9 protein-coding genes are annotated in these 11,140 nt (G+C 63.8%); 3 read left to right on the forward strand and 6 right to left on the reverse strand.

The window, feature by feature from the left end; translation table 11 throughout:
* From AC1D1G_RS33810 to AC1D1G_RS33825, 4 genes are all read right to left on the reverse strand, one after another.
* On the reverse strand, window positions 1-2,861 hold a 2,861-nt coding region (locus AC1D1G_RS33810; protein ID WP_477955479.1), incomplete at its 3' end, for a protein kinase domain-containing protein.
* Window positions 2,862-3,440: 579 nt separating this feature from the next.
* Entirely contained in the window at window positions 3,441-4,241 is an 801-nt protein-coding gene (locus tag AC1D1G_RS33815; protein WP_283352047.1) for an SDR family NAD(P)-dependent oxidoreductase, read from the reverse strand.
* Between the two features lie 145 nt (window positions 4,242-4,386).
* The gene (locus tag AC1D1G_RS33820) at window positions 4,387-5,220 is read right to left on the reverse strand and encodes an oxidoreductase (protein ID WP_283352046.1); all 834 of its coding nucleotides are present in this window, start codon (window positions 5,218-5,220) and stop codon (window positions 4,387-4,389) included.
* Between the two features lie 478 nt (window positions 5,221-5,698).
* Window positions 5,699-6,499 carry an SDR family NAD(P)-dependent oxidoreductase gene (locus tag AC1D1G_RS33825; protein WP_477955481.1) on the reverse strand — a complete coding sequence of 267 codons (801 nt, stop codon included), beginning with the start codon at window positions 6,497-6,499 and terminating at the stop codon, window positions 5,699-5,701.
* A gap of 108 nt (window positions 6,500-6,607) precedes the next feature.
* Here AC1D1G_RS33825 and AC1D1G_RS33830 point away from each other — a divergent pair, with 108 nt between their 5' ends.
* The 3 genes from AC1D1G_RS33830 (at window position 6,608) to AC1D1G_RS33840 (ending at window position 9,469) form a co-directional block, all read left to right on the forward strand.
* The gene (locus AC1D1G_RS33830) at window positions 6,608-7,219 is read left to right on the forward strand and encodes a TetR/AcrR family transcriptional regulator (protein WP_283352044.1); all 612 of its coding nucleotides are present in this window, start codon (window positions 6,608-6,610) and stop codon (window positions 7,217-7,219) included.
* Window positions 7,220-7,571: 352 nt separating this feature from the next.
* Window positions 7,572-8,063 carry a MarR family winged helix-turn-helix transcriptional regulator gene (locus AC1D1G_RS33835; protein WP_283352043.1) on the forward strand — a complete coding sequence of 164 codons (492 nt, stop codon included), beginning with the start codon at window positions 7,572-7,574 and terminating at the stop codon, window positions 8,061-8,063.
* On the forward strand, window positions 8,060-9,469 hold the full coding sequence (locus tag AC1D1G_RS33840) for an MFS transporter (RefSeq protein WP_477955483.1): 1,410 nt from the start codon (window positions 8,060-8,062) through the stop codon (window positions 9,467-9,469). Before AC1D1G_RS33835 ends, AC1D1G_RS33840 begins: the two co-directional genes overlap by 4 nt.
* A gap of 57 nt (window positions 9,470-9,526) precedes the next feature.
* Here AC1D1G_RS33840 and AC1D1G_RS33845 read toward each other — a convergent pair whose 3' ends face one another.
* Both AC1D1G_RS33845 and AC1D1G_RS33850 read right to left on the reverse strand, forming a co-directional pair.
* The gene (locus AC1D1G_RS33845) at window positions 9,527-10,423 is read right to left on the reverse strand and encodes an SDR family NAD(P)-dependent oxidoreductase (protein ID WP_283352041.1); all 897 of its coding nucleotides are present in this window, start codon (window positions 10,421-10,423) and stop codon (window positions 9,527-9,529) included.
* Window positions 10,424-10,472: 49 nt separating this feature from the next.
* A partial coding sequence (locus tag AC1D1G_RS33850; protein WP_477955485.1) for an LLM class flavin-dependent oxidoreductase occupies window positions 10,473-11,140 on the reverse strand: 668 nt, incomplete at its 5' end.

The raw sequence follows: 11,140 nt of genomic DNA on the forward strand, positions 1-11,140 counted from the left end.
GCCTTGATCCGTGCGCCGGTGGCATAGCGCGCCAGCATGAACTCCACGACCCCACCTTGGTCGCGGAGTTCGGTGTTCTCGTGAAGCAGCTGTTCGGCTTCGGTGTCGTGACCTTTTTCGTAGAGCAGTTCGGCGAGGAGCGCGCTGGCAAGGCGGGCGGCACGGGATTGGCTCCCGCCCAGAGTGACCCCCAGTCGAAGCGCTTCGCGGAAGTCGGCCTCCGCTTCGGTGAGGGCGAGTTTTTGACGGTGCGCGAGGCCGGCGAAGCAGTGCCCGAACATCACGCTGAAGGGACCCGTGGTGCGGTCGTGGTATGGGCCCGCCCAGGCTTGCCGCGCGATCGCGGTGTCGAATCGGAACTGATGTATGTCGACGAAGGTCGCGATGTCGGCGGCGGCGGAGACGACCCATGGGGGCAGCCTTCCCGGATCGGTCAAGCATCGGGACATCAGGTCGCCGACGCCGTCTATGCGGTCCGATTCGATCGCGATGTGCCCCTGAACGACGTCGGCTTCGGCGCGCAGATCGACTGTGTCGTGGTCGGTGCCCTGGTTGGTCTCGAGCAACCGGTAGACGCGGGCGAGTGCTGCGTGTGCACGTTGGTGCTGGACCATGATGCACTCGGCCCAGGCGGTGGTCAGTTGCAGTCGAGGACTGTGCTCGACCAACCGCGGGGGCAGTTTGGCGATCAATGCGAGGAAGCTCGCCATCTGGGCGTGTTCGAGCAGGGACATGCCGTCGCGTTCGAGTAGTTGGACGGCCGTGGTTTGGCTTCCGGCCGCCAATGCATGATCAACCGCCTCACTGAGTAGCCCGCGGGCTCCGAACCATTCGGCGGCGATTTCATGCAGGGTGACGACTCGATCGGGTTGATCTCGTTCGAGCCTTTTCCGGAGAAATTCCGCGAACATGTGGTGGTATCGGAACCACTGTCCTTCATCGTCGAGCCTGTGCAGGAAGAGGTCCCGCTCCTCGATGTCTTCGAGGATCGCTTGGCCCCGGTGGGATCGGGTCAGGACGGACGCCAGCGAGCCACTGATCCGCTCGGTGACCGAGGTCGCCATCAGGTGGTCGAGCGTCTGCGGTTCGAGAGTGTCGAGCACGTTGTCTGCGAGGAACTCTCCGATGGAGTGATGCCGGCCGGAAAGGTGTCCGATCAGCTGGCCCGGATCGGTGCTCTTTCGCAGCGAGAGCGAGGCCAATTGGAGTGCGGCCGCCCACCCTTCGGTGTTCATCGATAGTTCGGTGATCGCCGTATCAGGGAGCTGCAATCCGGATTCGGAGAGAAAGGCTCTCGACTCGTCGGGGTTGAAACGCAATTGGCTGGCATCTATCTCGGTCAATTCATCCAGCACACGCATGCGGCTGAGTGGAAGCCCGATCTGGGTTCGGGTGGTCACGATGATCTGCAGGTGGTGGCAACCGTTGTCGATCAGGAAGGCCAGGGCCGCGACGGTGTCTGGGTTCGTGACCCTGTGCCAATCGTCGATGACCAGGGCGATGTGCCCACCGGTCAGGTGAATCTCGTTGATCAAGGAAGTGAGAATATGATGTTCTGCCTGGTCTCCGTGTTCCTCCAGAGTCAAACCCATCTCGCGGGCGAGAGCCGGCCGCACTCGCCGTATCGCCTCGATGAGATGGGAGAGGAACCACACCACGTTGTTGTCATCCCGGTTGACGGTCAACCATGCGACAGCCACGCCGTCGTCGGCCAGATTTTCGCTCCATTGTGAGGCGAGGGTGCTCTTGCCGAATCCCGTGGGTGCATGAATGACGGTCAGTCGTCGCGGTTGGCCGGCGCGCAGGGTGTCGATGAGTCGGGTGCGTGAGACCAACTCGTGGGGCGTACTGGGCGGGCGGAACCGGGTTGCCGGGGTTGGTGGAGTCAGGTGGGTGAAAGCGGCCCGCGCTTCCCGGTCGCCGGGTCCGGCGGGTAGTTCGTCGGGTGTGAGGAGATGAGTCGGCAGAGCCATTTCGTCGACGGGGAGGTGGTGTCGGTCCTGGATTTCCCGCAACTCGTTTCCGAAGGTCGACGCACTCGGGGGGCGCTGATCAGGGTCACCGGCCATCGCGCGTTCGATGGCACTGCTCACGTCGTCCGGTATTCCTCCCCCGCGCAGATCCGGGACGGGCTGAGTGGTGATTCGCAGGAATTGTGCGACGAGTTGTTCGCCGCTACGCCGTTCGAAAGCGGCGTGGCCGGTGATGGCGCAGAAAAGGCTCGCGCCGAGGCTGTACAGATCTGAGACCGGAGACGGTGATTGTCCGTGCAGCACCTCGGGGGCGGTGAAGGCTGGCGACCCGGTGATGGTGCCGGCCGCGGTCTGGAATCCACCGCTGATCCGCGCGATGCCGAAATCGGTGAGCTGCGGCTCGTTGTAGTCGGTGAGCAGAACATTTCCGGGTTTGACGTCACGGTGCAGCACGCCGAGGCGGTGTCCCGTTTCGAGCGCCCCGGCGAGCTTGACGCCGAGGCGCAGCGTCTGCGCCCATCCGAGGGGGCCGCCGCGCCGAATTCGTGTGTCCAAGGAGCCGAGCGCCCGGTACTGCATGACCAAGTAGGGGCGATCACTCGCTGTCGTCCCGACCTCGTGGATATCGACGATGTGCGGGTGACCGGATAGTTGGCCCATGGCGAGTTGTTCACGGACGAACCGCTCGCGATCCGCGGCGCAGAAGTCGGCGGTCAGAACCTTGACTGCGACGGTGCGGTGGAGCGCCGGCTGCTGGCAGCGGTACACGATGCCAAATCCCCCGCGCCCGATTTCCGTGGCATCCGCGAGCCCGACCGCAGCAAGTTCGGCGACGATTCCAGGGATCGGGTCACGCTGCGTCGTCGCGAGTGGTTCTGAGCCAGCCATCGTTGTCCTCGGCGCGAACCTGAATCGTGCCCGTCTGTGTAGCCATGTCGTCACCTCTTGCCAGTCAGCATAGTTCCGAACAGCTCCCCGAAGGGTGGAGCCGACACCCGCACCTCGCGTCCGGTGGTCCGGGTCGCGATGCCCGTTCTGGGTGGACTTGATATTCCGCCGACCAACGCGAGTGACGCTGGTGCAGGCTCCCCCGTTCGGGTGCGACCCGTCGAACACCACCTCGCCGAACGCCGACGGGCACTTCAGCTGCGGTCGTCCCGCGGCTGCCACCGAGGCCGGTATCGAAGTTGCGGCACAAATCGCGCAGGCCGGGGGTGATTGGGCGCTATTCTCCACGGCCTCGCGCGTACGAGATCTCACTTCGGTGTCACTGCGGAGTCGTCTACGGCGACACTCACCGGGCCGCTCCCGGCCACATTAAAGTCAGCGACCTGGCATGCGCGAGTTCGTTGCGGCCGTGACACAGCTGCTCCCTTGGCGGCCAATAGCCGGGGTTGCTTCCCCGAGGCCGGCCCTCTGCCCGGAGCGTGCGCGCCTACATGCTCGACCGTTGATTGGTCGGTGTCCCTAGAAGGCACCCTTGATCAGGCCACCGTCGACGCGGATCGTGGCGCCGCTGACGTACTCGGCGTAGTCGCTGCAGAGGTAGGCAACCGCACCGGCGATCTCGTCGGGGTAACCGAAACGACCCCGATCGTTGGGGATGAGTGAGTTGACCGCGTTGGGTTCGATTTCTTCCCATGTCTGCCCCCAGTCGCGAGCAGGTCCGATGCTGGTCACTAATTCCTTGGTTGCCTCGACCAGGATCGCACCGGGGGAGACGATGTTGGATGTGACCCGGGTGTCCTTGAGTTCACGTGCGAGTGAGACTGCCAGGTTGTGCCGGGCTGCGAGCGTCGCGTTGTACTGCGGGTGCGTGTTCATCGGCTGCAGGGCGAGACCACCGCCGATCGTGATGACGCGTCCCCAGTTCTGTTCACGCATCTGCGGCACGAGACGCTGGATCATCCGCACACCGGAGATGACGTTGGTGTTGTAGGTGAACGCCCATTCGTCCGGTGTTGCATCCGTCCACGACAGGTGCCGGTAGAAGCCCGCGTTGTTGACCAGGATGTCGACCGGACCGGCGGCGAGAGCCCCCCGTGCGACGTCGTCCGCACCGGCGTCGGTGGCGAGATCACCGAGCGCTACCGCCGCAGTGCCGCCGGCGTCACGAATTGCGTCGACGACCTTGTTGGTGCGAGCCTCGTCACGACCGTGAACGATGACGGTCGCGCCCTCTGCTGCCAGAAGCTTGGCGGTCGCCTCTCCTAAGCCGGCGCTCGAGCCGGTCACCAGGGCGCGCTTTCCGGTGAGATTCAGTTCCATGATTTCCTCCTGTTGGGTGGGTCGTAATCGGCGCGCCGACCGGGAAGGTGGCGCGTGGGGTTAGTCCTCGAAGTGTCGGTGCTCGGCGATGACGGATCCATCACCCGGTGATCGGTGCGAATGAAGCGGAGGTGCAAGGTGACGGCTACAGACCAGCGGGGAAGTCTGCTGCCCGGCTCGTCGTTGCCCACTTGTCGGCCTCTGCGGCGCGCTCGACGGACGACTTGTGTGCCATCTCGACGGCGCCGGCTCCGAGCAGCAGCCTTCTCGGGGGATCGTCGGATTCGACGACATCGATGATCACGTTCGCTGCTCGTGCTGGATCGCCGGGTTGGGTTCCATCGTTCTCACGCCGGTACCGGTTGACCGCGCCCACTGTGTGCTCGTAATCGGCTCCGACAGAGGGCAACTGCATGGACGAGCCCTGCCAGTCGGTACGAAACGCACCTGGTTCGACGATCAGAACCTTGACACCGAATGGCTGCACTTCGTTGGCCAGTACCTCGGAGAATCCTTCCACGGCAAACTTCGCAGATTGGTACGCGCCCAGACCGGGAGTGCCACCAACACGTCCGCCAACGGACGAGAACTGCACGAAGACACCGCCACGCTGCTGCCGTAGGACCGGAAGTGCGGCGCGGGTGACGTTGACCAGACCGAAGAAGTTGGTTTCGATCTGGTTCCGAAAATCCGTGTCACTCATCTCTTCGATGGGCGCGCTGTTGGCGTATCCCGCGTTGTTGACCACCACGTCGAGCGCGCCGAACTCGGCGACAGCGAACTGGACGGCAGAGCGTGCCGCGGTGGCATCGGTGACGTCGAGCTGGAAGACACGTCCACGGTCGTTGTCACCCACAAAGGACAAATCCGCCGGGCGGCGCGCTGTTGCGACGAGGTTGTCTCCTCGGGCGAGGACAGCCTTCGCGAGGTCGCGCCCGAATCCGCGTGAAGTTCCGGTGATGAGCCAAGTCTTCGCCATGGCCTTCTACTCCATCCCAGTTAATAACTGACTAGTTGGTTACGTCCTCCATCACACACCCGCTCATCGACTCTGTCAACTAACCGTTTAGTTGCAAGAGTGCGCTGCGCCCAATACGCGAGTCGGCTGTTGGCAACTCGCACGCACTCGCCCGGCTGAGCCCGCCGGCCTTCTCCCGGCCAGCCGTCGCCCCTTCGGCGGAAGCCTGGTCTTCGCGAAAACCGGCGCGTCTGCCGGGTGACAGAAACGAGAGGTGGGTACGGTCCGATGTCCGGGACGCGAGTGTTCGACCGGACATCGGACCGGGATCATGGCTCGCCCGCCGCAGGAATGCCGACAAGGTCGACGTGCGATGACGGCAAGCGATTGAGGCGAAGCACACTCGCTGCGCCGGTCGACACCCCGAGTGCTGATATTCGGGCGCGGGCGCTGCGTCGTTCCGGGCGACGCACACTACGCGCCCGCCCCACTCGACGAGTCAGAACGCCGATCGGATCGTGCCCCCGTCGACTCGGATGGTGGCACCGCTGATGTATTCGGCGAAGTCACTGCAGAGGTAGGCGACCGCCGCGGCAATCTCGTCGGGGCGCCCGAAGCGGCCGAGGTCGTTCGGCACCCATTCGTTTGCCGCGGCGCGTTCGATCTCGTCCCACGATCCGCTCCATCCGTGTGCGGGGGCAATGCTGGTGACGAGTTCCTGCACCGTGTCCACGAGGATGGCTCCGGGTGCCACTGTGTTCGAGGTGACTCCAGTGCCTTTGAGGTCGCGCGCCAGAGATACGGCCATGTTGTGCCGGGCCGCAAGTGTGGCGTTGTAGTGGGGTTGCACGGCCATCGGCTGGAGGGCCAGACCGCCGCCGATCTGGACGACCCTGCCCCATCTTCGTTCGCGCATTCCAGGAACGAGCCTCTGGATCATGCGGACCCCCGATAGCACGTTGACGTTGTAGGTCTGCGCCCAGATCGCCGGGGTGGCGTCCGTCCAGCCGACCTGGTCATAGGCCCCGGCATTGTTGACAAGGATGTCGATCGATCCGCCGGCGAGTGCGGCGGCAGCGACCGCGTCGGCTCCGTCGTCGGTGGCAAGATCTCCGACCGCGACACTCGCCTCGCCGTCGGCCGAGCGAATTTCTTCCGCAACCGCATGCGCACGAGATTCGTTGCGGCCGTGGATCACGACGTTAGCGCCTTCGGCGGCGAGCAGTTTCGCGGTAGCCTCCCCCAGACCCGTACTTGATCCGGTCACCAAAGCGCGTTTACCGGTGAGATTCAGTTCCATTTTCGGTGGTCTTTCTTGAGGCAGCGCCTGAACGACTCGATATCTACAACTGTATACTTACCTGAGCGGAATGTCTACATTCGTATACTTCAGCGGTAGACTGTCCACATGAGCCATGACGGGGCAGACCTCGCCCAAAGCAGCACCCCACCCAAGCGAGTACGCAACGCCGCCGCTACCCGGGAGGCGATATTGCACTCGGCGGTGATCGCTTTCACGCGGCACGGATACGACGGCGTGGGTGTGCGCGAGATTGCACAGTCGGCCGGGGTCACTGCCATGTTGGTCAACCGCTATTTCGGCTCGAAGGAACAGCTCTTCACCGAAGCAGTCGATACCGCTTTCGCCCCGCGAACGGTGTTGTCGGACAACCCAGCAACACTTGCCGGCGATGTGGCCGCCCGTCTGGTCGATCGCACGGCACCAGAATCAGAGCATCTGGATCCATTCCTGCTGATGCTGCGATCGGCCTCGAACCCACGGGCGGCGGAAATCGTGCGAGCGGGGGTCGAGAGACATGCCGGACGGTACTTGAGCGAGTTACTTGGAGGTCCGGATGCGGACGAGCGTGCAATGCTGGCGCATTCGGTCATTGCCGGCTTCTGGCTCATGCGGAAGATGTTGGGCAGCACGGCACTCGTTCTCGCCGATCCGGTGGAGCTCACCCACCGGCTCGAAGCGCTACTGGTGGTCGCCCTCTCCCCTTCCGTGGAGAACTGATCAGTCAGTCCATGAACCAACGGCGATGCCCGCTCGAGATTCGCCGACCAGGCCGTCGCACACCTTCAGCGATCAGCCTCACGGCCTGCTTCGAACCTCCTCCCGAAGCGGACTCCGACTGAGAATCTGAAGCCTGCGATTTTATGGGCTGTGGATGCTGGAGCATCTACGCGCTGATCCCGCTGCCCCCTCCCCCATTCGGGTTCGGAGAACCCCATTCGGGTTCGGAGCTCAATCTTGTTGTTCAGCAGATAATTCAGCAGAGTCGAATCCGTTCAAGGCGGATCCACAGGGGGCTGCTGTGACAAATCTGTCTCGTAAATTTGCTCAGGTTAACTGTATAGTTTTGCTTATGAACTCTGGTTCGGGTCGCTCGTCAGCGGCCGTTGATCTCGATCTAGCCATCCAGCGACTACGCGGCCGCATTCGGTCCGAGTCCGGGCTCGACAACTCTCCGTGGAGTCGGAGCCAGCTGTCCGCCCTGGACCGGATTGTGCACGGACCGCCGAGCACCGCCAGTGATCTCGCCGCGGCCGAGTCCATGCGTCCGCAATCGATGGCCGCGGTACTGGGCCCGATGGAGCAGGAGGGACTCCTGGTCCGGCACCGGGACCCCCAGGACGGCCGCCGAATGCTGATCGCAGCTACCGAAATGGGCCGAGAGGTGCTGCAGTCAGTGCTCGAACTGCGCAATGCGTGGTTGACCGCCGCCGTGGATCATGTGTTACGCCCGGAAGAGTACGACGTACTGCCGGTGCTGGTCGACGTCCTCAATCGGCTCGCCGACTGTGAGGTCCCACCGGTCGCTCGCCGCGCCGGCCGCTCCAGGGTGGCTGCACTGTGAGCCCGGCAGTGCACACCGAGCAGCCCAAACCCGTGCAGACGGAGACCCCGAGTTGGCGCTTGATCACTCCGTTGCTGTTGGGCTCGGCGTTGAATCCGATCAACAGTTCGGTCATCGCGACCACACTCGTGGCGGTGGGACGCGCTTTCGGCGTCGGGTCGGCTGCTACGGCGAGTTTGGTTGCGGCGCTCTATCTTGCGAGCGCAATCGGCCAACCTGCCATGGGCAAACTCGCCGAAGTGTTCGGACCGCGACGGGTGTTTCTCGGTGGGCTCGTGCTTGTCGCGCTGGGCGGGTTGCTCGGTACGGTCGCGGTGAACATGCCGATGCTCGTTGCCGCCCGTGTGGTGCTCGGAGTCGGCACCTCCGCCGGGTACCCCACCGCGATGATGATCATCCGGGCGTGGTCGCTGGAACGTCCGGCCGGCCGGACAGGAGGTGCTCTCGGCGCCCTGGCTATCGCAGGTCAGGTGACCGCGGCGGTGGGACTGCCGCTGGGAGGGCTTCTCATTGCCATCGGCRGTTGGCGGGTGACGTACGTGATGAACCTGCCGTTGGCGGTCATCGGGTTGATCTTGACCCTTGTGTGGGTGCCGCGGGATCCGAGAACGGAGAGGGCGCGATGGTCGTCGGTCGTTCGGGATCTCGATCTGGGTGGGTTGATCCTGTTCGCCGGAACGATCGCCAGCTTGCTGTACGTCCTCGGCAACCTCGAGCACCCGAACTGGGTTGCCGTCGGCCTGTGTGGTGTGTTGCTCATCTGCTTCGTCGTGTGGGAAATGTGGGTCGGCAAACCGTTCATCGACGTCCGGTTGATCGTGCGTAATCGCGCCCTGAGCGGTACATACGTCCGGGTGGCGGTGACGTTTTTGCTGAACTACACGATCCTGTTCGGACTGACCCAGTGGCTTGTGGAAAGCCGGGCGCTGTCGGCGGGACAGACCGGACTTGTGATGCTGCCGATGTCGGTGATCGCGATCGTGATCTCGATGCCATTCGCACGGCGGAACATGATCAGGTCGTCACTGGTCGTGACTGCGGCCGCGGCGATAGTGGGTACGACGAGTCTGCTGGCCTTCACGACGAATACACCGATGTGGGTACTGGTCGTCGTTCCCACGATCTTCGGCATCATGTCTGGACTGGGCATGATCGGCAATCAGGCCGCCTTGTACCGTCAGGCTCCGGCCGAAAACGTCGGGGTTGCCGCCGGTCTGATGCGCACGTTCATGTACCTCGGTGCGATCTTGTCGTCCGGTTTGATCAGTGTCTCGTTCGGTGACAACGCCACGGACGCTGGTTTGCATTCGATTGTCGTCGCCCTTATCGCGCTCGCGCTCGTGCTTGCGGTGCTCACCGCGACGGGCCTACGTCGCCTGGGCAGCTCGCCCCTTCCGAGTGAGTAGAGCAAATCTGATGGGCGGTACCGCGTTTGCGGTACCGCCCATCGATGTTTCAGGCGATCACTGAATGTGCGGAGCCTTCGAGCCTGCGGACAGGACGCTCCGGGGCAGCAAATCCACGAGGTCGTCATACGGCCAAGGGCCCGTGTTCTCGTCACGGAAGATCGTCCGTGACTCGACCGGATGGGTGTACAGACCCACCTTGCCGCCACCGGTGCGGAAGACGCAGCCGGTTACTTCGGACGCAGCCTCGGAGGCTAGGTAGAGGACGATGGGAGTGGTCAGTTCCGGATCAGTACGGGCCTCTTTCGCTTTGGCTCGCTTGGCGCTCATCACTCCCTGCTGGATGAGGGCGGCGTCACGATCGCTCGCATCCTGTGTCATACGAGTGGCCGCAAACGGCGCGATGGCATTGACCGTGATCTTGTCGTGCTGAAGTTCCCAGGCCAGGTCGTAGGTGAGGCTGGTGACTCCGCCCTTGGAGGCTGCGTAGTGTGCGTTCCCCAGCGGGGCCGCCCACTGGTTCGACGTGGTGTTGATGATGCGCCCGTACCCGGCTCGTCGCAGAACGGGAATAGCGTGGCGGCAGATGGCGAACGTGCCCTTGAGGTTGACTGCGATGGTCGCGTCGAAGTCTTCTTCGGTGATGTCTTCGATCATCTGTTGCCGAACGATGCCGGCGTTGTTCACCACGATGTCGAGCCTGCCGAACTGATCGACCGCGGTGTCGACCACCCGGCCCGCTCCGGCCCAGTCGGCGACCGATTCGTAACTGGCCACCGCCTCGCCACCGGCGCTGCGGATGGCGTCGACCACTTCGTCGGCGGGGCCGTGCGCGGACCCGACACCGTCGCTGTCGACGCCGACGTCATTGACGACTACCTTGGCACCCGCCGCTGCCAGAGCCAATGCTTCACTTCGCCCGACGCCGCGGCCGGCGCCGGTCACAATTGCCACTCTTCCGACGAGTGGTCCATCTGTGCTCACAATCTTCCTGCTTTCGTTGTTACGTTGCCGGTACTCCGGCTGGATGGTCGATAAACTCGGCGGCGAACCAAGACATCGCGTCTTCGAGCGCTTCGAGGCTCGGGCTGGGGAGATCGATCAGGAACTCGGTGGCGCCGGCCTCGCGCCATCCCGCCATTTGCTCGATGCACTTCTCAGTAGCTTCACGACCGTGTTCGATGCTGGGGGCCGGCGGTTGCCCTCGAGGCGCGCGGCCTCCGAGGGGAGCCAATGGAACGATGATTCGGAATCCCGGCGGCAGTTGCGCTTCGTGGGCATCGGCTAGCCGCGCCACCATTGCGGTGACCTGGTCGGGTGTGAGGGCCCACGGTGTCCAGGCATCGCCGAACCGCACCGCACGGCGCAGACCGACGAGGCGATCGCCGCCGATCCACACTGGCGGACGTGGTTTCTGCGCGGGTCTCGGTAGACAGACCAGGTCATCCATGTCGACGAATTGACTGTGTTGGGAGGTGGGTTCGCCATCCCACAACGCGAGGACTGCCCTGAGGTAATCGTCGGCAATGCTGCCACGATGCCCGAATGGAACGCGAGCGGCGTGGGATTCGTACTCACGCCGACCTACTCCGAAGCCCGCGATGATCCTGCCGTGGGAGAGGACGTCGAGTGTCGCGAAGGCCTTGGCGGTGATCAGTGGGCTGCGCAGTG

It is taken from the genome of Rhodococcus sp. P3_B8 (assembly GCF_056402775.1).

Bases quoted from the DNA above. Each gene is read 5' to 3' on its own strand.
- AC1D1G_RS33815 (WP_283352047.1), bottom strand. From the start codon at position 4,241: ATGGAACTGAATCTCACCGGAAAGCGCGCCCTGGTGACCGGCTCGAGC.
- AC1D1G_RS33820 (WP_283352046.1), bottom strand. From the start codon at position 5,220: ATGGCGAAGACTTGGCTCATCACCGGAACTTCACGCGGATTCGGGCGC.
- AC1D1G_RS33825 (WP_477955481.1), bottom strand. From the start codon at position 6,499: ATGGAACTGAATCTCACCGGTAAACGCGCTTTGGTGACCGGATCAAGT.
- AC1D1G_RS33830 (WP_283352044.1), top strand. From the start codon at position 6,608: ATGAGCCATGACGGGGCAGACCTCGCCCAAAGCAGCACCCCACCCAAG.
- AC1D1G_RS33835 (WP_283352043.1), top strand. From the start codon at position 7,572: ATGAACTCTGGTTCGGGTCGCTCGTCAGCGGCCGTTGATCTCGATCTA.